The 22,428-nt window shown below is 73.7% G+C and carries 18 protein-coding genes and 1 tRNA gene; 5 read left to right on the forward strand and 14 right to left on the reverse strand.

The window, feature by feature from the left end:
- Nucleotides 1–52 precede the first annotated feature (52 nt).
- From mshC to AB0J04_RS39615, 4 genes are all read right to left on the reverse strand, one after another.
- A complete protein-coding gene (gene mshC, locus AB0J04_RS39600) occupies nt 53–1,282 on the reverse strand; it encodes a cysteine--1-D-myo-inosityl 2-amino-2-deoxy-alpha-D-glucopyranoside ligase (protein WP_363173511.1) in 1,230 nt (409 codons plus the stop codon).
- 220 nt (nt 1,283–1,502) lie between these two features.
- Nucleotides 1,503–2,345 carry an SCO1664 family protein gene (locus AB0J04_RS39605; RefSeq protein ID WP_363173512.1) on the reverse strand — a complete coding sequence of 281 codons (843 nt, stop codon included), beginning with the start codon at nt 2,343–2,345 and terminating at the stop codon, nt 1,503–1,505.
- Complete coding sequence (locus AB0J04_RS39610; RefSeq protein WP_363173514.1) at nt 2,309–2,899, reverse strand: DUF3090 domain-containing protein; 591 nt, start codon at nt 2,897–2,899, stop codon at nt 2,309–2,311. Before AB0J04_RS39610 ends, AB0J04_RS39605 begins: the two co-directional genes overlap by 37 nt.
- A 113-nt stretch (nt 2,900–3,012) precedes the next feature.
- Nucleotides 3,013–3,699: a histidine phosphatase family protein gene (locus AB0J04_RS39615; protein ID WP_363173515.1), complete on the reverse strand. Its 687-nt coding sequence runs from the start codon at nt 3,697–3,699 to the stop codon at nt 3,013–3,015.
- Between the two features lie 62 nt (nt 3,700–3,761).
- Here AB0J04_RS39615 and corA point away from each other — a divergent pair, with 62 nt between their 5' ends.
- A complete protein-coding gene (gene corA / locus AB0J04_RS39620) occupies nt 3,762–4,760 on the forward strand; it encodes a magnesium/cobalt transporter CorA (protein ID WP_363173516.1) in 999 nt (332 codons plus the stop codon).
- 40 nt (nt 4,761–4,800) lie between these two features.
- Here corA and AB0J04_RS39625 read toward each other — a convergent pair whose 3' ends face one another.
- On the reverse strand, nt 4,801–5,589 hold the full coding sequence (locus AB0J04_RS39625; RefSeq protein WP_363173518.1) for a ferritin-like domain-containing protein: 789 nt from the start codon (nt 5,587–5,589) through the stop codon (nt 4,801–4,803).
- Between the two features lie 251 nt (nt 5,590–5,840).
- The gene (locus tag AB0J04_RS39630; protein ID WP_363173519.1) at nt 5,841–6,896 is read right to left on the reverse strand and encodes an LLM class F420-dependent oxidoreductase; all 1,056 of its coding nucleotides are present in this window, start codon (nt 6,894–6,896) and stop codon (nt 5,841–5,843) included.
- 223 nt (nt 6,897–7,119) lie between these two features.
- Between AB0J04_RS39630 and AB0J04_RS39635 the strand changes: the two genes are divergently transcribed.
- Both AB0J04_RS39635 and AB0J04_RS39640 read left to right on the forward strand, forming a co-directional pair.
- Nucleotides 7,120–8,106, forward strand: a complete 987-nt coding sequence (locus AB0J04_RS39635) for an aldo/keto reductase (RefSeq protein WP_363173520.1) — start codon at nt 7,120–7,122, stop codon at nt 8,104–8,106.
- Nucleotides 8,103–10,301: a helix-hairpin-helix domain-containing protein gene (locus tag AB0J04_RS39640; protein ID WP_363173521.1), complete on the forward strand. Its 2,199-nt coding sequence runs from the start codon at nt 8,103–8,105 to the stop codon at nt 10,299–10,301. Before AB0J04_RS39635 ends, AB0J04_RS39640 begins: the two co-directional genes overlap by 4 nt.
- 101 nt (nt 10,302–10,402) lie before the next feature.
- Here AB0J04_RS39640 and AB0J04_RS39645 read toward each other — a convergent pair whose 3' ends face one another.
- Nucleotides 10,403–11,134, reverse strand: a complete 732-nt coding sequence (locus AB0J04_RS39645; protein ID WP_363173523.1) for a hypothetical protein — start codon at nt 11,132–11,134, stop codon at nt 10,403–10,405.
- A 47-nt stretch (nt 11,135–11,181) separates the two neighbouring features.
- Here AB0J04_RS39645 and AB0J04_RS39650 point away from each other — a divergent pair, with 47 nt between their 5' ends.
- Entirely contained in the window at nt 11,182–11,370 is a 189-nt protein-coding gene (locus AB0J04_RS39650) for a DUF5703 family protein (RefSeq protein ID WP_014671721.1), read from the forward strand.
- Between the two features lie 71 nt (nt 11,371–11,441).
- On the opposite strand, the gene AB0J04_RS39655 is transcribed toward AB0J04_RS39650, so the two are convergent.
- From AB0J04_RS39655 to AB0J04_RS39665, 3 genes are all read right to left on the reverse strand, one after another.
- Nucleotides 11,442–12,287, reverse strand: coding sequence for a chaplin (locus AB0J04_RS39655; RefSeq protein ID WP_363173524.1), 846 nt, complete (start codon nt 12,285–12,287; stop codon nt 11,442–11,444).
- A 111-nt stretch (nt 12,288–12,398) separates the two neighbouring features.
- Nucleotides 12,399–12,632 (reverse strand): chaplin ChpH, encoded by a 234-nt coding sequence (gene chpH, locus AB0J04_RS39660; RefSeq protein ID WP_351919830.1) that lies wholly within the window; start codon nt 12,630–12,632, stop codon nt 12,399–12,401.
- A gap of 129 nt (nt 12,633–12,761) precedes the next feature.
- A complete protein-coding gene (locus tag AB0J04_RS39665; RefSeq protein ID WP_363173525.1) occupies nt 12,762–14,090 on the reverse strand; it encodes a M20/M25/M40 family metallo-hydrolase in 1,329 nt (442 codons plus the stop codon).
- A gap of 203 nt (nt 14,091–14,293) precedes the next feature.
- Between AB0J04_RS39665 and AB0J04_RS39670 the strand changes: the two genes are divergently transcribed.
- Nucleotides 14,294–14,378, forward strand: a tRNA-Leu gene (locus tag AB0J04_RS39670).
- Nucleotides 14,379–14,455: 77 nt separating this feature from the next.
- On the opposite strand, the gene AB0J04_RS39675 is transcribed toward AB0J04_RS39670, so the two are convergent.
- The 4 genes from AB0J04_RS39675 to AB0J04_RS39690 all read right to left on the reverse strand — a co-directional run bounded on the left by AB0J04_RS39675 (nt 14,456) and on the right by AB0J04_RS39690 (nt 22,227).
- A complete protein-coding gene (locus AB0J04_RS39675; RefSeq protein ID WP_363173526.1) occupies nt 14,456–15,370 on the reverse strand; it encodes a TIGR03619 family F420-dependent LLM class oxidoreductase in 915 nt (304 codons plus the stop codon).
- Nucleotides 15,371–15,438: 68 nt separating this feature from the next.
- Nucleotides 15,439–18,369 carry a BTAD domain-containing putative transcriptional regulator gene (locus tag AB0J04_RS39680; protein ID WP_363173527.1) on the reverse strand — a complete coding sequence of 977 codons (2,931 nt, stop codon included), beginning with the start codon at nt 18,367–18,369 and terminating at the stop codon, nt 15,439–15,441.
- 59 nt (nt 18,370–18,428) lie between these two features.
- Complete coding sequence (locus AB0J04_RS39685) at nt 18,429–19,265, reverse strand: alpha/beta hydrolase (protein WP_363173528.1); 837 nt, start codon at nt 19,263–19,265, stop codon at nt 18,429–18,431.
- A 28-nt stretch (nt 19,266–19,293) separates the two neighbouring features.
- Complete coding sequence (locus AB0J04_RS39690; RefSeq protein ID WP_363173529.1) at nt 19,294–22,227, reverse strand: BTAD domain-containing putative transcriptional regulator; 2,934 nt, start codon at nt 22,225–22,227, stop codon at nt 19,294–19,296.
- Nucleotides 22,228–22,428 lie beyond the last annotated feature (201 nt).

Consider the following 22,428-nt stretch of genomic DNA (forward strand, 5'->3'; position numbering starts at 1 on the left):
TGCGGGGGGGGGGGGGCGCGCGGGGGGGCGCCCACCGCCCCTCCGTCGTCGCTTACAGCGCGACGCCCAGCAGCGCGTCCACCGCCCGCGACACGACGCCCGGGGCGCCGATGTCCGTGCCGCCCCGCTCCTGCTGGAGCACGGCCCAGCGGTCGACGGCGGCGAGGGCGGCGGGCGCGTCGAGGTCGTTCGCGAGGGCCTCGCGGATCTCCTCGACGAGGGCCTCGGCGGGCGGTCCGTCGGGCCGGGAGACGGCGGCACGCCAGCGCCCGAGCCGGGAGACGGCGTCCGTCAGGACCTGGTCGGTCCACTCCCAGTCGGCCCGGTAGTGGTGGGCGAGGAGGGTGAGCCGGACGGCGGCGGGGTCGACGCCGTCCTGGCGCAGCTTCGAGACGAAGACGAGGTTGCCCTTGGACTTGGACATCTTCTCGCCGTCGAGCGCCACCATGCCGGCGTGGACGTAGGCCTTGGCCATGGGGAACTCGCCGGTCAGCGTCTGGGCGTGGGAGGCGCCCATCTCGTGGTGCGGGAAGGCGAGGTCGGAGCCGCCGCCCTGGACGTCGAAGCCCATCCCGAGATGGTCGAGGGCGATGGCGACGCACTCGATGTGCCAGCCGGGCCGGCCGCGGCCGAGCGAGCCGCCGTCCCAGCTGGGCTCGCCCTCGCGGGCGCCCTGCCACAGGATCGGGTCGAGCGGGTTCTTCTTGCCCGGACGGTCCGGGTCGCCGCCGCGCTCGGCGGACAGCAGCCGCATCGCGGCGGCGTCGAGGCCCGAGACCTTGCCGAAGTTCGGGTCGGACTCGACGGAGAAGTAGGTGTCGCCTTCGAGTTCGTACGCGGCGCCCGCGTCCCGCAGTCGTTCGACGAGCGGGACGATGCCGGGTATCGCCTCGACGGCGCCTATGTAGTGCTGCGGCGGGAGCATCCGCAGGGCCGTCATGTCCTCGCGGAAGAGGGCCGTCTCCTTCTCGGCGAGGGCGACCCAGTCGACGCCGTCCCGTTCGGCCCGCTCCAGCAGCGGGTCGTCGACGTCGGTGACGTTCTGGACGTAGTGGACCTGCCGCTTGGTGTCGAGCCACACGCGCTGAACGAGGTCGAACGCGTTGTAGGTCGCCGCGTGACCCATGTGGGTCGCGTCGTACGGCGTGATGCCGCAGACGTAGATACGGGCGACAGGACCGGGGTCGAGGGAGACGAGGCCGCCGGTCGCGGTGTCGTGGATCCTCAGGTCGCGGCCCTGACCAGGCAGGGCGGGGACCTCGGAAGCGGGCCAGGCATGCATGTCATGAGCCTAACCGGACGGAAGTTACGCATACGAACCGGAGCGGGCCGGATGGCCGGGAAGGCGGTCTTGTGCGACTACGGCCGATGTGCGTCCCGGCCGGACAGAAGTCGGTCAGACCTGGTCGAACCGGGTCGGAACCCACCGGACCGTGTTAGACCGACGTCACACTGCTGTCGGACCGATGCCGGACCGGCCTCAGGCCGATGCCGGACCGGCCTCAGACCGGGGGCCAGGGTATCGCCGGCCACTCGCCGCTCGGCTCCGGGTGCCTTCCGGAGGCCAGCAGCGCTTCGGCACGCGCGCGCGTGGCGTCGAGTTCGGCGGGCGTGACGAGCCCGGCCAGGGTGACCGCCAGCCGCTCGCCGGGTTCCAGGGCGCTTCTGAGGCCCTTGAGCGCCTCGACGGCCTCCCCGGTCAGGGACTCCCCCGCCCAGCCCCACAGGAGCGTGCGCAGCTTGTTCTCGGCGTTGAAGGTGACGCCGTGGTCGATGCCGTAGAGCCGCCCGTCGGCGGTGGGCAGCAGATGGCCGCCCTTGCGGTCGGCGTTGTTGATCACCGCGTCCAGGACGGCGAGCCGGCGCAGCCGTTCGTCGTCGGCGTGCACCAGCAGCGCGGTGCGGCCCTCGCCGACCTCGGCGAACCCGATCGCCTTCCAGCCCGGCGCCGGCTCCTCCGCGTCGACGAGGGCGAGCAGCTCGGCCTCCGGGGCCGTCTCGATCCACAGCTGGCACATGCCCTCGCCGTGCGGCCCCTCCCGCAGCACGGTGGGCGGGACGAGGCCCCAGCCGGTCGCCTCGGAGACCTCGTAGGCGGCGACCTCGCGCTGGGCGAGGGTGCCGTCGGGGAAGTCCCACAGCGGCCTCTCCCCGGCCACCGGCTTGTAGACGCAGGCGGCCTCCCGGCCCTCGTGCGTCACGGTGCAGTACAGGGCGGCGTTCGAGGCGTCACGGATGCGGCCGCGGACGGTGAGCTCGCCGTGCGCGAGAAGTTCGCAGGCTTCGGCGGAGGCCGGGTCGATGGTCCTCACGCCCCCCGGCGGTATCCGTTCTGGCGCGGACATACGTGTCCTTCCGGGTCGAGCGGCAGGCTGCACAGCGGGCACGGCGGCCGGCCCGCGTTGACGACGTCGAGCGCGCGCTTGGCGAAGGCTCTCGCCTGCGCGCCGGTGAGCCGGACCCGCAGCATCGGGGGCCCGTTCTCCTCGTCCTGAAGAAGCCTTTCCTCGGCCTCGGCGAGGTCTTCCTCGGAGTCCGCGTCGAGATCCACCAGGGCCTGCGCCTCGACGATCATGCGCTGCTCCTCGCCGTCCCAGGCAAGGGCCATGGTGCCGACGCGGAACTCCTCCTCGATCGGGGTGTCGAGGGGCGCGGTGTCGGTGTTCTCGGCGGGCGACACGGCGGGCACCGAGGCGCTGCCGCCGGTGCGCCGCACGACCTCGTCCAGCAGTTCGTCCATGCGTTCGGCGAGCGCGGCGACCTGGGTCTTCTCCAGGGCCACGCTGGTCACTCGGGAGCCGGCGACGGCCTGGAGGAAGAAGGTACGGCGCCCGGGCAGTCCGACCGTACCGGCCACGAAGCGGTCCGGGGGGTCGTAGAGGAACACCTGACGGGACACGTCCTGTCTCCATGGGAATCGTGGGTCATCGTGGTCGGGGAACGCCGGGTGGGGAAGCGTCCGTGCGGGTACGCGCGCGTACGCGGACCGCTTCACCCTACTGCGGCCGACGATCACGGTGCGCCCGCACCACCCCCGACCGTGGCGTCCCCGGTCGGGGGCTCCTCGCGCGGTGCGAGGGAGGCGAAGTCGCCGGTGTCGCCGAGGCGCACGAGAAAGGGGCGCATCCTGGTGTAGCGGATCGCGGTGACGGAACAGGGTTCGACGGAGATCCGCTGGAACAGGTCGAGATGAAGTCCGAGCGCGTCCGCGACGAGCGACTTGATGATGTCGCCGTGCGAGCACATGAGGTAGACGGCGTCGGAGCCGTGGTCGCGCTCCACGCGCGCGTTCCACTCGCGCACCGCCTCGGCGGCCCGGGTCTGCATGGCCCGCATGGACTCGCCGCCGGGGAAGGCTGCGGCGGAGGGATGCGCCTGGACGACCTCCATCAGGGGCTCGTCCATCAGTTCGGCGAGCTTGCGTCCGGACCAGTCTCCGTAGTGGCACTCCCCGATCCGCTCGTCGGTGTGGACGCGCAGGCCGGGGCGGGCGTCCAGAAGGGGCTGGACCGTCTCCTGGCAGCGTTGCAGGGGGCTCGCGACGACCTCGGCGATCGGCAGCGCGGCGAGCCGTGCGGGCAGCCCGGCGGCCTGGGCGAGTCCGCGCTCGTCGAGGGCGACGCCGGGCGTCCAGCCGGCGAGCACTCCGGAGGTGTTGGCGGTCGAACGTCCGTGCCGGACGAGGATCAGGGTGGGCATGCGGCCCAGGGTAGGCGCACGCGCGCGTGCGTCGGGGGGCGAGCGAAGGGAGAATACGCTCCGTGATCGTCGACTGCGGGATCTACCGCGACGGGCGTCGTACGGAGGGTCCGAAGGACCTGTCCGACGCTCTGGCGCTGGCGCGCGCGTCGGGCGGTTTCGTCTGGATCGGGCTGTACGAGCCGACCGGGCAGGAGTTCGACCGCGTCACCCGGGAGTTCGGGCTGCACCCGCTGGCCGTGGAGGACGCCCTCAACGCCCACCAGCGGCCCAAGCTGGAGGTGTACCACGACTCGCTGTTCATGGTGTTCAAGCCGGTGGTGTACGAGCCGGAGAGCGACGCCGTCTCCTCCGGCGAGATCATGGCGTTCCTCGGCGACGCCTTCGTGGTGACCGTCCGACACGGCGAGGGCTCGCCGCTGGCCGCCGTACGACGGCGGCTGGAGCACGAGCCGCAACTGCTCGCCAAGGGGCCCACGGCGGTGCTGTACGCGATCGGCGACGCCGTCGTCGACCACTACCTGGACGTGGCCACCGAGCTCGGGACCGACCTGGAGGAACTGGAGGCGGAGGTGTTCTCCCCGACGGGCGGCGGCTCGCGGCACACCGCCTCGCGGATCTACCGCTTCAAACGGCAGCTCCTGGAGTTCCGCCGGGCCTCCGTGCCGCTGGCGCCGCCGCTGACCCGGCTGGGCGACACCGGCGGGTTCGGGTCCTCGGACGTGCCCTTCGTGAACGACAAGGCGCGGCCCTTCTTCCGGGACGTCAGCGACCACCTCACGCGCGTGAACGAGTCCGTGGAGGGCCTGGACCGGCTGGTGTCCGACATCCTCTCCGCGCACCTCGCGCAGATGAGCGTCCGGCAGAACGACGACATGCGGAAGATCTCCGCGTGGGCGGCCATGGCCGCGGTCCCCACGATGATCGCGGGGATCTACGGCATGAACTTCGACCACATGCCGGAGCTGCACTGGCTGTGGTCCTACCCGGCGGTGATCGTGATCCTGGCGGCGCTGGAGGTGCTGCTGTACCGGCTGTTCAAGCGGCGCGGCTGGCTGTGAGGCCGCGGCCCCGGCCCGCCCGGTCTCGGGCGGACCGGCCTCAGGCGAACTCGGGGGCCGCGGTCGCCGGGCCGCCGAGCGCGTCGCGGCGCTCGGGCATCTCCAGGGACACCATCCGCCGCCAGCCCGCGACCCGCTCCCACGCGTACACGGCGTGGATGCCGGCCGCGAGGACGGCCGACCTGGCCCTCGGCCAGCCGAGGATGCGGCCCATGTGCGCCGTCACGGCGAGGCTGACGTCCCGGTAGACCCGGATCTCGGCGAGCGCGCACGCGCGCAGGGTGCGCTGGATGGCGCGGCCGTGCCCCGCGCGGGCGAAGCGCAGCAGTTCCTCGTGGCAGTAGGCGAGGTGGTTGTCCTCGTCGTTCGAGATCATCTTCACCGCGCGGCCCAGGTCGGGGTGGTCGGCGAAGTGCTTGCGCAGCAGGTCCATCTGCTCGGAGGCCCGCTGTTCGGTGACCCGGCTGTGGGCGAGGTAGGTGACGATGTCCTGCACGGTCAGCGGCTCCTCGCTCTTGAGCCGGTCGTGCGCGAGGCCGATGCCGCCGCGCTCCAGGAGCATCGTGTAGTCGGTGTCGGGCGGGACGGGCACGGGGTCGAGGCCGCGCTTGCGCATCAGCGCGTTGAAGATCCGGCCGTGCTTGTCCTCGTCGGCGCCGTGGCGGGTGATCTTGGGAGCGAGTGCGCGTTCGCTCCGCGGGACGAGTGCGGCGATCCGGGCGTTCTCCCAGCCGCCCTGCGACTCACCGCCCGCGGCGATGGAACAGAACAGCGCGAAGGACTCGTCGTCGTCGATGATCTCCTGGAACAGACTCTTGGCCGAAAGCATCGTGGGCCACCTCTCCGCATTGCGCAGGATTCCGCAGCATTCCGCAAGGAACGAGTCAAATGCGGCACGGGAGGCAGTGCAACAGCTGTGTCGGACAACTCCGCCGAAAGAGGGATGCGCGGAGTCGACGCCCAAGGCGTAACCACGCGCCGCGCGGCGCGTTGTCATCCGTGACGGCCGTGGCGGGGAAGACCCCCGAGCCCCCACCACGGCCGCTGAAAATCCCCCTCTTCCCTCCGCCGGACCGGCGGCTACGCCAGCCCGGCGAGTTCCAGGGCCTGGGTGCCCGCGCGCAGCGAGGCGAGGCGCTCCTCCAGGGTGAAGCCCGCGGGGGCCAGGGTGAGGGTGGTGACGCCGGCCGCCGCGTAGGCCTTCATCCGGTCGGCGATCCGCTCCACCGAGCCCAGCAGCGTGGTCCGGTCGATCAGCTCGTGCGGGATCGCGGCCGCGGCGCCCTCCTTGTCGCCGGACAGGTACTTGTCCTGGATCTCGGCGGCCGCCGCCTCGTACCCCATCCGCTGCGCGAGGTGGTTGTAGAAGTTCTGCTTACGGCTGCCCATGCCGCCGACGTACAGCGCGGTGTACGGACGGAAGGTGTCGGCGAGGCGCTCGACGTCCTTGTCGTCGCCGACCGCGAGGGGCAGCGTCGGGCAGACGTCGAAGCCCTCCATGGTCTCGCCGGCCTTCTCGCGTCCGGCCCGCAGGTGCTTGATCGCGGTGTCCTCGAGATGGTCGGCGGACGGGAAGATGAGCAGCGCGCCGTCGGCGATCTCGCCGGTCTGCTCCAGGTTCTTCGGGCCGATCGCGGCGATGTACAGCGGGATGTGCTCGCGCTCGGGGTGCACGGTCAGCTTGATCGGCTTGCCCGGCCCGCCCGGCAGCGGCAGCGTCCAGTGCTCGCCCTCGTACGACAGCCGCTCCCGCGTCATCGCCTTGCGGACGATCTCGACGTACTCGCGCGTGCGGGACAGCGGCTTGTCGAACTTGACGCCGTACCAGCCCTCGGAGACCTGCGGGCCGGAGACGCCGAGGCCGAGGCGGAAGCGGCCGCCGGAGAGGGAGTCGAGGGTGGCGGCGGTCATCGCGGTCATCGCGGGCTGGCGCGCCGGGATCTGGAAGATGGCCGAGCCGACGTCGATGCGCTCGGTCTGCGCGGCGACCCAGGTGAGCACGGTGGCCGCGTCCGATCCGTAGGCCTCGGCGGCCCAGCAGACGGAGTACCCGAGGCGGTCGGCCTCCTGGGCGACGGCGAGGTTGTCGCCGTCCATTCCGGCGCCCCAGTAGCCGAGGTTGATACCGAGCTGCATGGCCGATTCCCCTTACTGATCAGTAACGACGCTGTTCCGGAGACCTTAGCGCGGGGGCGGGCGGCCGGGGAGGGCGGTGTGGCGAGGGTCGCGCTGATCGAAGGCGGGGGCCGCGCTGCTCGGATCCGAGGGGCGCGGCCTGCGGAAGTCGGCTTCCCGTTCCGGAGATTCGGTTATCCACAGGCAACCCACTGCCCAGTTATGGCCAGTAATCTCGGCGTCCATGGAGCAGAGGCATCTCGGCCGCACCGGCCTGCGTGTGTCCCGCATCGGGCTCGGCACCCTGACCTGGGGCCGTGACACCGACGAGCACGACGCCGCGGACGTCATGAAGACGTTCTGGGAGGCGGGCGGGACCCTCGTCGACACGGCGGACGTGTACGGCGACGGGGACGCCGAGTACCTGCTCGGGCGGCTGATAGAGGGTCTGGTGCCGCGCCGCGACCTGATCATCTCGACGAAGGCGGGCAGCGTGCCCGACCCGAACCGCCGCTTCGACGGCTCGCGGGGCCACCTCCTCGCCGCCCTGGACGCCTCGCTCGCCCGGCTCGGCACGGACTACGTCGACCTGTGGCAGGTGCACGCCTTCGACCCGGACACCCCGCTGGAGGAGACGCTCCAGGCTCTCGACATCGCCGTCGCGAGCGGTCGGGCCCGGTACGCGGGGGTCTCCAACTTCTGCGGCTGGCAGCTCGCCAAGGCGGCCACCTGGCAGCTCGCGGCGCCGGGCGCGCGGACCCGGCTCGCGGCGACGCAGATGGAGTACTCGCTGCTTCAGCGCGGCATCGAGCGCGAGGTGCTGCCGGCCGCGCTGGATCTGGGCATCGGCCTGCTGCCCTCCTCCCCGCTGGGCCGCGGCGTCCTCACCGGCAAGTACCGGGGCGACGCCCTGCCGCCCGACTCGCGCGGCGCCTCCGCGCACTTCGCGCCCTTCGTCGAGCCCTACCTGGACGACACCGCGAGCCGCATCGTGGACGCCGTGTCGACCGCCGCCGACGGACTGGCCGTGACCCCGCTGCAGATCGCCCTCGCGTGGGTCCGCGACCGGCCGGGCGTGGCCGCGCCGATCGTCGGCGCGCGCAACTCGCAGCAGCTCACGGCGGCGTTGTCAGTGGAGGCGCTTAGTCTTCCTGACGAGATCTGCCGGGCCCTCGACGATGTGTCGGCGCCCGTGCACCGCTATCCCGATCACGACTGGAGCACGCTGTGAGCACGGAGCCGGATCCCCCGGAGAGCACGGAGAACGCCGGGCCGGCGGAGCCGGACGCCCCCGGAGAGCCCGGAGCACCCGACGCCACGGAGGCGGCGGAGCCGGGGACCACGGCGGAAACCTCGGAGGGCAAGGCCGGTGACGGGGAGACCGCCGCGCAGGTCTCCGAGGCGCAGGCGGAGCTCGCCGCGCAGAAACTCGAGCGCGAGCGCATCGAGCGGCGCAAGGCCGAGAAGGCGGCGCCCATCGACGCCGGGACCAAGCTCAGCGGAAAGGCCGCCGACCTGCTGGCGGCCGTGCGTGCCGTGGAGGGCGGTGCGAAGCCCCCGGCCGCCGCGTTCAGCGAGCCGGAACGCGCCCCGCGCCGCCCCGTCGCGGAGCCGGTACGGCATCCGCAGCCGGTGGCCGAGGGTGCGGCGGCGCCGGCGGCCGACACCGTCGAGGGCGTTCGGCGCGTGCTGGCCGACGGCGGTGCGCCCGAGGCGCTCGCCGCGCAGGCCGCCGCAGCACTCGGCGAGGGCGCCGAGGACGCACTGCGCGAGGACCCCTGGCAGCTGCTGCGCGTCCCCGGCGTACGGCCCGAGCAGGCCGACGGCTTCGCCCGGGCGCTGCTCGGCCCTCAGTGCGCCCCCGACGACGAACGGCGCGGCCGCGCGGTGACGGTCTGGCTGCTGGAGCAGGCCGCCCTGGCCGGGCACACCGCGCTGGAGCTGCCGACGCTCACCGCCGCCCTCGGCCGGCAGTCCGTGCCGGACGCGGACGAGGCCGTGCAGAGCACGCTGGCCGAGGGCGAGGCCCTCCTCTTCCAGGACGCGCTGGACGCGCCCGCGGCCGGACAGCCGGTCGCGGAGGACGACGGCGCACAGGCAGAGGACGGCGAGGACGGCGAGGCGGCCCGGCCGGTGCGGGTCCTGGCCGGTCTGGAGCGGTACGCGCTCGCGGAGGAGAGCCTCGCCGACGCGCTGGCCCGCGTGGTCAACTCCCTGGCCAAGGACGCCTCCGCGCCCTGGGAGTCGGCCACCGCCGCGTCCGGCAGCGCGGCCGAGCTGATCCGCGCGGTCGCCGGGCACGGTCTGGTGCTGCACACCGGCGGCGAGGCCGCCCGCGCCGAACCGGCGGTCCTGCTCACCGCCGCCCGGACCCTGGGCCTGCGCGCCGTCGCGGCCTGCCACACGACCGACGGACGGCGCCGGTTCGCGGGCCTGCTGCCCGAGGCGGACGAGGCGGACGAGGCGGACAGCTCCGTCGTGACCGTCCCCGGTCTGCTCTCCGGCGCCGAGGGGCCCGGACGCGACGGCGACGGAGCGTTCGCCCTGGACCTGCTGATCCTGCTCGACGCGCCGCAACTGGACGTGGAGAGCGCCGCGATGCTGGCGGAGTCGCTGCCGGACGGCGCGCGGCTGGTGCTCAGCGGGGATCCGGCGGTGCTGTGGTCGGCCGGGCCCGGCCGTGTCTTCGCCGACCTGCTCGCGGCACGCGTCTGCCCGCAGGTCGCCTCGCGCACGCCGGACCCGGGCCCGATCGGCGAGCTGGTGTCCGGCGTCGGCATCGGCGAGCTGAACCAGGTCGACGCGCCCGGCAAGGAGATCGTGATCGTGCCGGTGCGGGACGCGGGCGAGGCGGTGCACCGGACCGTGCAGCTGGTCGCCGACTCGGTGCCGCGGGCCTTCGGGATCACCCCCGAGGAGGCCGTGGTGATCACCCCGGGGCACGGCGGCGCGGCCGGCACGCGCGCGCTGAACGTGGCGCTGAAGGAACGGCTCAATCCGGGCCCCGGCCGCTTCGGCGGCTTCGACCCCGGCGACCGGATCGCCTACTCCCCCGTGCCGGGCCGTACGGTGCCGGGCCGGGTGGTGACGGCCGACGCGGACGGGCTGCACCTGTCGTGCGAGGGAGCCTCGGTGGTCGTCCCGAGGGAGCGGGTGGAGCAGGCCGTACGGCACGGGTGGGCGCTGACCGCGCACCAGGCGGTGGGCAGCCGGTGGCCCGCGGCGATCGTGGTGCTGCCCGGGGACGCCGGGCAGGCCCTCTCCCGCCCCTGGGTGTACACGGCGTTCGGCCGGGCGGAGCGCCATCTGTCCGTGGTGCACGGCGTCGAGCAGGCCCTGCCCAGAGCCGTCGCCGAGGTCCCGGCGAAGCCCCGCACGACCCGCCTGCCGCTCCTGCTGCGCACCCAGGTCCCGGCCGCGGACTAGCGCGAACGGCGGCGGCCGCGAAGGGGAGTCCCTTCGCGGCCGCCGCCGTCCTGACGTCTCGGAAGCCGCCCGCCACCGCCTACCGGGCCACCGGCCCACGGCTAGCGGTCGGCGTCCAGTGGCTCCAGTTCCTCGTCCTCGATGTCGTCCACCATGTCCTCGTCACCGTCACCGTCACCGTCACCGTCACCGTCGCCGTCGTCACCGTCGCCGTCGTCACCGTCGTCGTCGAGTTCGTCGAAGACCGAGCTCACGTCGAAGCGGCAGACCACGCGGCCCGGGTCGACCTGGTCGAACGGCGTCTCCAGCCACTCGCCCGGTTCGGCCGGTTCCTCGGCGGCCAGCACCCACAGGGTGGAGTCGCCCTCCTCCAGGCCGAACTCCTTGTGCCGGGAGGCGATCTCGTCCGCCTCGAACTCGCCGAACAGGATGCCCAGCGCCCCGTGCACGGTGCCGGCGACCTCCGCGCCGGCTCCCTCGTCGTCCGCCGCCTCCACCCGCCGGGCCTGCGCCATCAGCCGCTGCGGCTCCGCGACGGCGTAGTCGCGGCGGATCAGCACGCTCAGCGCGTTCGGCTCCTCCGGGCCCGCGTACGGCGGCAGGGAGTCCTCCGCGCCGGGGATCTCGAAGGGCGTGACCTCGTCGTAGCGGTCGTAGAGCAGTTCGTCGTAGACCTCGGCGGCCGCAGCCAGCTCGTTGAACGCCTCGTATACGGCCGGGTCGTCCTCACCCGTCCTGCGTTCGACCGCCGCCAGGTGGCGGTCGAGCGCGGTCTTGACCGCCTCGGCGGCGGCTCGTACCTCGGCAGCGGTGGGCTGCGCAGCATCAGACATAGTGCAGACGCTATCCGTACCGGGCCCCAGCCCGCACAATAGATGCGATGCCGGAATACGAATTTGTCGACGTCTACGTGCCGCGCGGGGTCTCCCGCAAGGAGGCGACACGACTGCTGACCGACCATGCCGAGTACGGACACTGGGAGTTGGACCGCCTGAGTCTGCTGCGTGACGGCAGCCGCAGGGTGCGGTTGCGCCGGCGCATCATCCGCCAGGTGCGCGCCACGTGGTGAGATGAGACGAAGAACGGAGCGGGCCCCGCCGAGGCGGGCCCGCTCCGTCGTGTGCGGCGCGCTTTGAGGAGTTACGCGGAGGCCCGCGCCTTGCGGTAGATCAGCGCGCCCGCGAGCAGCGCGCCCGCGCCGGCCGGCAGGGCGAAGCCGATCGGCAGTTCGCTTCCGGTCTGCGCGAGTTGCGCGGCGTGGGCCGGGGGCCGGTGGACGGAGGAGGCGCCGGCCGGCGTCACCTGATCCGGGCTGGACGGCACGCCCTCGGGTCCGGACGGGCTGGACGGGCTGGACTGACCGTGCTCGCCCGGCTTGCCGGGGCCCTGGCTCCCGGGCTCGCCCGGCGTCTCGTGGCCGCGGGACGGCGGCGTGTGCACGCCGGAACCGCTGTCGTTCGCGCAGTCGTTGCCCATCGACGGGTTGAGGATCCCGACGACGTCGACGCTGTTGCCGCACACGTTCACCGGCACGTCGACGGGGACCTGGACGTGGTTGCCGGAGCCGACACCGGGCGATCCGCCGGTGTGCCCGCCCGCGTGCGCGCCTCCGGAGCCCCCGTGCGCTCCGGAGCCGCCATGACCGCCGCCGCCCTGGCCGCCGCCCTGGCCGCCGCCCTGGTTCCCGCCCTGGCCGCCACCGCCGCCCTTGTGGTCGCCGTATCCGCCCGACGACGCCCCGCCCCCCTTGTTGGCGCAGGAGTTGCCGAAGCTCGGGTTGAGCGCCCCGACGATGTCGACGGTGTTGCCGCAGACGTTCACGGGGACGTTGACCGGGGCCTGCACCGAGTTGCCCGACAGGACGCCGGGCGAGTCGGTGGCGGACCCGTTCGCGGCGGAGTCGGCGTGGGCGTAGCCGCCGGCGGCAGCGATCACCCCCGTCGCCGCCGCCACGGTCATGAGGCTTTTACGGGTGACCTGTCGCATTGCTGAATCCCTGCTCTCAAATCTCTTCCGGGAAAAAGACCGGCCGGCCCCGGAGCGCATGGCGTGCGCTCCGGGGCCGACGGCGAAAGACGACCCCTCAGCGGGTCGACGTCACTTGTTGATGCAGGTGTTGCCGAAGGCGGGGTTCAGCAGCCCGATCACCGAGATCGTGTTGCCGCAGACGTTCACCGGGATGTTCACGGGAACCTGAATCACGTTGCCGGACGCGACACCCGGGGAGTGCACCGCGGCACCCTGGGCACCCGCGTCGGCGACGGCCAGGCCCGCACCCGCGAGAACCAGCCCACCAGTGGCAGCCGCAGCAGCGACGACCTTCTTGATCATTATTCCTCCTTATTGGCAAAGCGATCCCAAGCAGCGGATCGCATCACCAGTAACGAGGCGAAATAAATTGGGCTACGCGCTTATCGGCGCATTCACTCTTCCCAGTCGCTCCCGTACAGGCGGCCGAATTCAGGACGCGTCGATGAAGCGGTCCAGCACGCGCACCCCGAACTGCAGCCCGTCCACCGGGACCCGCTCGTCGACGCCGTGGAACATCCCGGCGAAGTCCAGCTCCGGCGGCAGCTTCAGCGGGGCGAAGCCGAAGCCGCGGATGCCGAGGTCGTCGAAGGACTTGGCGTCGGTGCCGCCGGAGAGCATGTAGGGGATGGCCTTGGCGGTCGGGTCCTCGGCGAGCAGCGCTGACTGCATCGCCTCGACCAGCGCCCCGTCGAAGGACGTCTCCAGCGCCTTGTCGGAGTGCACGTCCTCGCGGCGCACCCGCGGGCCGAGGATCCGGTCGAGGTCGGCGAGGAACTCCTCCTCGTGCCCGGGCAGGAACCGTCCGTCGACGTGTGCGGTGGCCTCGCCGGGGATGACGTTGACCTTGTAGCCGGCGCCGAGCTGGGTCGGGTTGGCGGTGTTGCTCAGGGTCGCGCCGATCAGCTTGGCGATGCCGCCGAGCCTGGCGAGCGTCGCCTGCATGTCCTCGGGGTCCAGCTCGACGCCGAGCGCGTCGCCCAGCTCGTCGAGGAACGCGCGGGTCGTCTTGGTCACCCGCACCGGGAAGGTGTGCCGGCCGAGCCGTGCGACGGCCTCGGACAGCTCGGTGATCGCGTTGTCCCGGTGGATCATCGAGCCGTGCCCGGCGGTGCCGGCGACGGTCAGCTTCATCCAGTGCATGCCCTTCTCGGCCGTCTGGATGAGGTAGAGCCGCCGCTCCTCGCTCACGGTGAACGAGAACCCGCCGACCTCGCTGATCGCCTCGGTGACGCCCTCGAACAGGTCGGGGTGGTTGTCCACCAGATGCCGGGCCCCGTACAGGCCGCCGGCCTCCTCGTCGGCGAGGAACGCGAGGACGATGTCACGCGGGGGCCGACGCCCGGAGCGCAGCCGGTCGCGGACGACGGCCAGCGTCATCGCGTCCATGTCCTTCATGTCGACCGCGCCCCGGCCCCACACGCAGCCGTCCGCGACCTCGCCGGAGAACGGGTGGTGGGTCCAGTCGACCGCGTTGGCCGGTACGACGTCGAGGTGGCCGTGGATGAGCAGCGCGGGCCTGGACGGGTCCTCGCCCTCGATGCGGGCCACGGTGGAGGCCCGGCCCGGGTGCGACTCGAAGATCTTCGACTCGAGTCCCACCTCGGCGAGCTTCTCGGCGACCCACTCGGCCGCCTTGCGCTCGCCCGGTCCCGAGTGGTCGCCGTAGTTGCTGGTGTCGATCCGGATCAGCTCGCGGCAGAGGTCCACGACCTCGTCCTCGCCGGTGACGCCCTTGGCCGTGTCGTCCGTCGCGCTCACTCTGGTTCCTCCCGCTGTCACTGCTGGTGGGTCCTTCTCATCCTCTCTCTCCCCCGGGCCGCCGCCCAAGACCGGTGCCCGCCCGTCACACGCAGTTAACGAGGAGCGCGCTCCGGGGACGGCCGCCCGTGATCGGGCACTCCGGAAAGCCTGGTAATGTTTACGACGTCGCCGCGGGGGAAACCCCGCACGACATACACCCTGTCCGGGTGGCGGAATGGCAGACGCGCTAGCTTGAGGTGCTAGTGCCCTTTATCGGGCGTGGGGGTTCAAGTCCCCCCTCGGACACTGAATGACTGAAAGTATCCGCTTGTGCGGGTCGAGCCGAGGCTCGGCCCGCACAAGCTGTTTTGCGTGCGCGCTCATCAGGGCCGCAGCCTCTTGATCATCGCTTCGGCCAGGTCGAGCAGTTCGGCCGTCGTGGTCGTCGTCTGCTGGAGGTCGATCAGCACCTCGCCCGCGCCCGCCTCGGCCGTGCCGAGCAGGTAGTCGGTGATCTGGGCCACCCTTCCCCGGTTCGGCACCTGCTCCGGCGGGGCCTCGTCGGCGGTCACCGTCGGGTTGACCCGTAGGACCATGCGCAGCGCGGACGCGTCGCGGCCCGCGGCCTCGGCGGCCAGCCGGACGGTGTTCCACATCGCGGTGAGACAGGGGACCGGCATCCCCACCGCGAGCCAGCCGTCGGCGCGGCGGCCGATCCGCTCCAGGCCGGCGGTCGAGAGCCCGCCCAGGAGGAGCGGCGGGCGCGGACGCTGCGCCGGCTTGGGACCGATGTGCGAGGCCGGGACCGTCCAGCGCGCGCCGTCGTGCCGGACGGTGTCGTCGGCCCAGACGGCCTCCGCCACGTCGAGCCACTCCTCCAGACGCGCCCCGCGGTTCTCCCACGGCACGTCGACGGCCCGGTACTCGTCGCGCAGCCAGCCGAGTCCGATGCCCACGTCCAGGCGTCCGTGGCTGAGCACGTCCAGCGTGGTGAGGGTCCGGGCGAGGAGGACCGGAGCGTGCCACAGGGCGGTGAGGGTGCTGGTGCCGAGCCGGAGGCGGCCGGTCACGCCGGCGGCCAGGGTGAGGACGGTGAGCGGATCGAGGAAGGTGCGGTACTCCTCGGGCATGGTGCCGTCCCCGCCGGGATACGGGTCGCTCGGCTCGTGCGGGGTGAGGATGCGGTCGGCGGCCCACAGGCTGTCGAAGCCGAGCCCCTCGGCGGCCCGGGCCACCTCCACGATCGCCTCGGGCGTCGCGAACGAACCGTATTGCGGTACGGCGATGCCTATGCGCATTCCGGAAACTCCTTCTTGATGAACACACTGATGAACACAGCGGGACGGGAAGGTGCGGGGCGGGTGGATCAGGCCTCGGCGGCTGCGGACACCGCCGCGATCCGGGGTGCGGGGACCTCGTCGCCGAGGGCGGCCAGCCTGGTGCGGATCTCCCGGGCCGTCGTCGGGTCGGTCCGGGCCAGGTACCGCAGGGCGCGCTCCCAGACCGTCCGGGCCGCTCCGGAGTCGCCGGTGGCGAGGTAGGTGTCGCCGAGCCGGCACAGCGTCCCGGCCTCGCTGAAGGTGTCGCCGACCTCGCGGTAGAGCCGGAGCGCGCACTGGTACGCGGCGAGTGCCCGCGGGTGTTCGCCGAGGCGGTGGCGGGCGATGCCGAGGCTGTCCCAGGCGCCGGCCTCGGCGTAGCGGGTTCCGTCGAGTCCGACGAGGCCGGTCAGGGCCTCCTCGAAGTAGGCGGCGGCCCTGCGGTGTTCGCCCCGCGCCAGGTGGGTTCGGCCGAGTGCGTGCAGGGCGCTGGTCTGCGCGACCCGGTCGTCGAGGGCCCGATAGAGGGCGAGCGCACGGCCGGCCGCGTCGAGGGCTCCGTCGTGGTCGCCGAGCCGGTCGAGCAGCCAGCCGTGGCTGCGGTGGGCGTGCGCGAGGCCGAGCCGGTCGCCGAGCTCGGCGAACAGGTCGAGGGAGTGCCGGATGTGGGTCTGGGCGTCGTCGTGGCGTTGCAGGCGGGCCGAGGCTCGGGCCAGGCCTCGGTGCAGGTGGGCCTGGGCGGTGCGGTGGCCGTCGCGGACGGCCGCGTCGAGACCGGCGCGCTGGAGTGCGGCGGAGTCGTGCCAGTGGCCCTGCCGGTCCATGAACCGCTCCAGGGCCCAGGCCAGGCCCCAGACATGGGCGTCGTCCCGGTGCGCCATGGCCCGCTCGGCGACGGCGCGCAGCACCCCCGCCTCGGCCGTGTACCAGCGCAGCGCCTGCCCGTCGTCGGCGAACGACTCGGGACGCGCCCCTGTGGCGGCGGCGGGCAGCACGTTGAGCCTCCAGAACGGCGAGTAGACCGCGCCGGCGGCGTGCGCGGAGTGCAGGTAGTGGTCGAGGAGACGGTGCGCGACGGCCTCCCGCTCGCCCTCGGTGTCCTGCTCGGCGGCGCGTTCGGTCGCGTAGGTGCGCAGCAGGTCGTGGCAGACGTACCGGCCGGGCGTGTGCTCGGTGAGCAGATGGGAGCGGGTGAGCTCGGCCAGCAGCCGGCGGACCTCGCCCGGTGCGTCGCCGGTGGCGGCCGCCGCGGCCGGCAGCGTGACGTCCGGGCCCGGGTGCAGGGCCAGCAGGCGCAGCAGCCGTGCCGCGCCGGGGCTCAGCGCGCGGTACGACCAGGAGAACACCGCCCGTACGTCGCCGGCCGGGTCCGCGTCGGTGAAGGCGTCGAGGCTGCCGTGGGTCGTGCGCAGTTCGCCGGCGATCGCGGCGAGCGGGAAGTCGGGGTGGGCGGCGGCCCGGGTGGCGACGACGGCCAGGGCCAGCGGGAGTCCGGCGCACCGGGCGACGATCTCGTCGACGGCGGCCGGCTCGGCCAGGACGCGGTCGGCTCCGAGGCGGCGGGTCAGGGACTCGCGGGCCTCGGCGTCCGGCAGCCGGTCCAGGGGCAGCGGACGGGCGGCCTCGGCGGTGACCAGGCCGAGGAGACGGTCGCGGCTGGTGACGACGACCAGGCAGCCGGGGCTGCCCGGGAGCAGCGGGCGCACCTGTTCGGCGTCCCGCGCGTTGTCGAGCACGATGAGCACCCGGCGTCCGGCCAGCAGGCTGCGGTAGAGCCCCGTCTGGGCGGCCGGCTCGGCCGGTATGCGCTGCGGGGGCACGCCGAGGGCCTCCAGGAATCCGCGCAGGGCCTGCCCCAGGTCCGGCACGGCGCCGCTCGGGTCGAAGCCGCGCAGGTTCAGGAACAGCTGTCCGTCCGGGAAGCGGTGGGCGATCCGGTGCGCCCAGCGCACCGCCAGCGTGGTCTTGCCGATTCCGCCCATCCCGCTGATCACGGCGATCCGCATCCCCGGTGTCTCGATCGCCGACGTCCGAGCCACCTGGGCGAGTTCGGCCCGGCGGCCCGCGAAGGCGGCCAGGTCGGCGGGGAGTTGGGCGGGACGTACGAAGGGGTCGGCGGGTTCGGCCGCCGGGGCGGCCGTGCTCTGCCCCGGCGCGTCGGGCACCACGAACAGCCGGGCGGCGGCCGCGGGACGCCCCCGCGGGGCGGGCGTGCCCTCGCGCAGGACGTCCCGTTGCGCGGCCCGCAGTTCGGCGCCGGGTTCGACGCCCAGTTCGGCGACGAGCCCGGCGCGTATCCGCTGCCAGGTGTCGAGGGCTTCCGCCCGTTGCCCGGTGGCCGCCAGGGCACGCACGAGGCGGGCCTGGAGCTGTTCGTCGAGCGGATGCTCGGCGGCGGCGCGGTGCAGGACGGCGAGCAGGCGGCCGGCCGAACCCGCCGCCAGCAGCACGTCGGCCGCCTCCTTCACCACCGCGAGGTACTCGCGCTCCAGCGCGTTGAACGCGGGGTGGGACCGCGCCTCCACCGGGACGCCGGTGGCGACCGCCCCGGTGCGCAGGTTCAGGGCCTCGACGTAGAGCGGTACGGCGGGTTCGGACGAGCGGTCGGGGCCGCCGCGTGCCCGCTCGGCCTCGCGCGCCCGCCGCACCAGCTCCCGGAAACGCAGGACGTCCAGGGTCTCGGGCGATGCGTTCAGCCGGTACCCGCCCGCGTCCCTGACCAGCCACCTGCCGGGCGCGCGGAGCGGCAGCTGCGGCTCCAGCAGGCGGCGCAGCACGCCGATGTGCCGGTAGACGGCGTTCGTGGGCGAGCCCGGCGGGGCCTCGCCCCAGAGTGCCTGCTGCATCTCCTCCATGGGCACGGGCCGCCCCGCGTGCGCCATCAGCAGGGCCAGCAGAAGGCGTTGCTGGGCCGCCCCGAGCCGTATCTCCCCGTCGTCCTTCCGGACCCGCACCGGCCCCATGACCGCGAACCGCATCGTCACCGTTGTCCTTGTGTGCCCTGTGTGTACGTCGTCCCCGTGTGCCGCAGCCTCGATCAGGCGGGCGGCAGCCCGTCGATCCAGCCCAGTACCAGCGCGTTGAACTCGGCCGGCCGCTCCTGGAACAGCCAGTGGCCGACGCCTTCGAGCACCACGGACGCGCTGTGCGGGTGCCGGGTCAGGGCCTCCTCCCAGTCGCCGTCGATCCCCTTGGCCTTGAGGGAGTCGGCCGCCGACAGCGACAGCACCGGGCAGGTGCGGCGCGACAGGTACGCCTCGACGCCCGGCCGCACGGTGAGCGGGGTGGCGGCCTCGTCGAACAGGCCGTGGAAGACGTCCCGTACGGTCATCGGGTCCATGGCCAGGACCCGCCTGCGGTGCTGAATGCGCAGCGCCTCCGCCTCGGGTCCGGCCTCGGCGGTGTTCTCGAGTCCGCCGAGGACCGCCGCGGCGGTCCCGACGGGGTCCGGGACGCGGAAGGCGGCGGCGAGCTGCGGCGCGAACTCCGCCTCGAATCCGTAGGCGGGGTCCACGGCGACCACGGCCCGCACGAGGGACGGATGCTCGACCGCGAGGACCGAGGCGACGAGCGCGCCCAGTGAGTGCCCCACGACGACCACCGGCCCGGCGTCGACGCCGTCGAGCAGTTCCGCCAGGTCGGCCGCGAAGTCGCGGGGGCGCTGTCCGCCCGTCAGCCCGGAGGAGCGGCCGTGGCCGCGCAGGTCCGGCGCGATCACCCGGTGCCGCGCGGAGAACGCCCCGATCTGCGCGGACCAGTCGTGCGAGTCGCAGGTCGCGCCGTGCACGAGCAGCAGCGTCTCGCCCTCGCGGTCCGCGGCGGGTCCCTCGTCGGTGTGGAACAGCCGGTTGCCGTTGATCATGTTGTACGTCACTGAGATGTGCTCCTTGCTCCTCGGCGGCTCATGGACTCTCCTGGCCGCTCGAAGGTGGCGGAAGCGTAGGCAGGGCACAGTGGACGAAGTGTGCCTGGCTTGTGAACGGGGCGGCGACCAGGGCGGCAGGCGGGGGCGGGCTCCGGTGGCGCTCGATCTTTTGCTGCACCTCGGCCGCCGCGACCGGGTCGAAGTCCTGGAAGACGTCCCGGGCGCCGCTCCAGGCGTCGAGCGCGTCCCCGGGCCGGCCGGCCGCGAGCCGGGCGTCGCCGAGCCGGTCGCGTACGCAGGCCTCGTTGTAGAGGTCGCCGACCTCCCGGAACAGGGCGAGTGCGCGCTGGAAACAGGTCACCGACCGTTCGTGTCGCCCGAGTTGGCCGTGGACGTGACCCAGGGCGTCCCACGTGTATCCCTCGGCGAGGCGGATGCCGAGTTCCTGGAACAGGGCGAGCCCGCGGTGCGCGAGGGGGAGCGCGCGTCGGCCGTCGCCCAGGCAGGCCTGTCCCCAGGCCGTCGCCACGAGCACGTCGGCCTGCCCTCTGCGCAGGCCGGACGCCTCGTACAGGCCGAGGGCGGGCGCGAGTTCGTCGAGGGCTTCGGCGTGCCGGCCCTGACGGGTCCTCAGGGCCCACAGGGCGATGTGCGACTGGGCCCGCTGGTTGACGTCCCGGGCCGACTCGTCGAGCGAGGCCCGGAGATGGTGGAGGGCCTCGTCGTCGAGCCGCAGCATCATGCAGGCGCGGCCGAGCGCGCGGTGGGCCTGGGCGAGGGCGTCGGGGTCCTCGAGGCGCCGGGCGGCCTCCAGGGCGGTGCGTTGCAGGGCGAGGTACTCCGGCCAGTGGCAGCAGTGTTCGTGGAGGCGCTCCAGGGTCCAGGCGAACTGCCAGACACGGGCGTCGAGTCCGTGGTCCACGGCCAGTCGGACGGCGCCGAGGAGGACCGGCCGCTCGGTGGTCAGCCAGGCCAGGGCCGCGGCCTCGTCGGCGAGCGGCTGCGGCCGGACGGACGGCAGGGCGGGCTCGGCCGGTGCGACGGGGGTGATCACGGACGTCGGGGCGTCGAAGAGCAGCGCGGCGGCGTGGGCGGTGTGCAGACAGTGGTCGAGGAGTCGGCGGACGGCGGCCCGCCGTTCGCCCGCGTTCTCCGTGGCGTGGACGAGTTCGGTGGCGTACGCGCGCAGCAGGTCGTGGCAGGCGTACCGGCCGGGCGAGCGCTCGGCGAGCAGATGGGCGTCGGCGAGTTCGGTGAGCAGGGCCCTGGTCCTGGCGACCCGCTCGCCCGCGAGGGCGGCCGCCGTGTGCACGGTGAGCTCGGGCCCGGGATGCAGACCGAGCAGTCGGAAGAGCCGGGCCGCGGCGACCCCGAGCGCCTCGTAGGACCACGAGAACACCGCCTGTACGTCGGTGGCGGGGTCGGAGTCGCGGAACGCCTCCAGGCCGCCGTGCGCGGCCCGCAGCTGCTCGGCCAGGGTCGCCAGCGGGAAGGCGGGGAAGGCGGCGGCGCGGGCGGCGACCATGGCCAGGGCGAGGGGCAGCCGCGCGGTGAGCGAGACGATCTCCCGCACCGCCCGGGGCTCGGCGGACACCCGGGCGGCGCCGATCCGCAGGGCCAGCGCCGAGCGGGCCTCGGCCGGTGTGAGCACGTCCAGGGTGAGCGGGTGGGCTCCGTCGGCGGAGACCAGGCCGGTGAGCCGGTCGCGGCTGGTGACGAGCACCGGGCAGCCGGGCGCGCCGGGCAGCAGCGGCCGGATCTGAGCGGCGTCCCGGGCGTTGTCGAGCAGCACCAGCAGTCTGCGGCCCGCCAGCAGACCGCGGTACAGGGCGGCCTGGGCGTCGAGCCCGTCGGGCATGCGCGCGGCCGGTATCCCGAGAGCGTCCAGGAAGCCCCGTAGGGCGGCCTGTGGGCTCAGGGGCGGTGCGGTCGGGTCGAAGCCGCGCAGGTTGACGTACAGCTGCCCGTCCGGGAACCGGTCGGCCACTTCGTGGGCCAGGCGTACGGCGAGCGCGGTCTTGCCCACGCCGGCGGGCCCGCCGATGACGCCGATCACTACGGCGGGTGCGGGTGCGGCGGGGGCGGGGGCGGTGAGCAGGGCGCGCAGGCGCTCCAGTTCGGCGTTCCGGCCGGCGAAGACCGGGATGGCGGGCGGGAGTTGGGCGGGCCGGACGGGCAGGGCGACCGGGCCGGCCGGGGCGGCGGGCGGCGTGCCGGGCCGGTCCGGGGGAACGGCGTCGGGCTCCCGGGCACCCGGCGCTCCCCCGGGCTGCGGCTCGGGGGCGGCCGCCCGACGGCCGGCGGCGAGCAGCTCGGGCCCGGGGTCGACGCTCAGCTCGTCGGTGAGCCGGGCGGCCGTGGCCCGGAACACCTCCAGCGCCCGGGCCCGGCGGCCGGTCGCCGCGAGGGCGCGGATCAGCAGGGCCTGAAGTCCCTCGTCGAGCGGGTGCCGGGCCGCGCTCCCGGACAGCGCGGGCAGGACGCGGTCCGCCCGGCCGCAGCCGAGCGCCGCGCCGGCCGCCTCGCGCACCACGGCGTCGTACTCGCGGTCCAGTTCCCTGAAGACGGGATGCGGAGGGGCCTGGGCCGGGCAGCCGGCGGCCGGACCGCGGCGCAGCGCGAGCGCGTCCGCGAACGCCTCGACGGCCTGCTCCGGATCGTCGCGCCGCAGCGATTCCCGTGCGGAACCCACCAGTTGACGGAGGATCAGCAGATCCACGGAGTCGGGGGGCGCCAACAGCCGGTAGCCGCCCGCGCTGCGCAACAGCAGGCCGCCCTCGGCCCGGTTGGGCAGTCCCGGCTCCAACAGCCGCCGGAGTTCCCCGACATGACGGTGCACCATGTTCACCGCGCGAGCGGGCGGCGGGTCGGCCCAGAGCGCCTCGACGATCTCCGGCAGCGGAACCGGGGAACCGGCCCCGGCCAGCAGCAGCGCGAGGAGCGTACGGCGCAGCGGCGGGCCCGGATCCACCTCCGCCCCGCCCCGCCCCGCCAGACCCGTACTTCCCCGAGGACCGTGAACCGTAACGGCATCGGCGACATGAACCCCTCCGCACCCATCAGCCAGCGGGGCACATGCTAGTGCCGCGGCAGGTAACGTTCGCCCCGTCGCGACGCCCGGCACGCACTCTCGCCGCACCGGCCGAAAGCCCAAGTACGTCCAGTACGAGGA

The sequence above is a fragment of the Streptomyces sp. NPDC050263 genome (assembly GCF_040655955.1).
GTDB lineage: Bacteria > Actinomycetota > Actinomycetes > Streptomycetales > Streptomycetaceae > Streptomyces.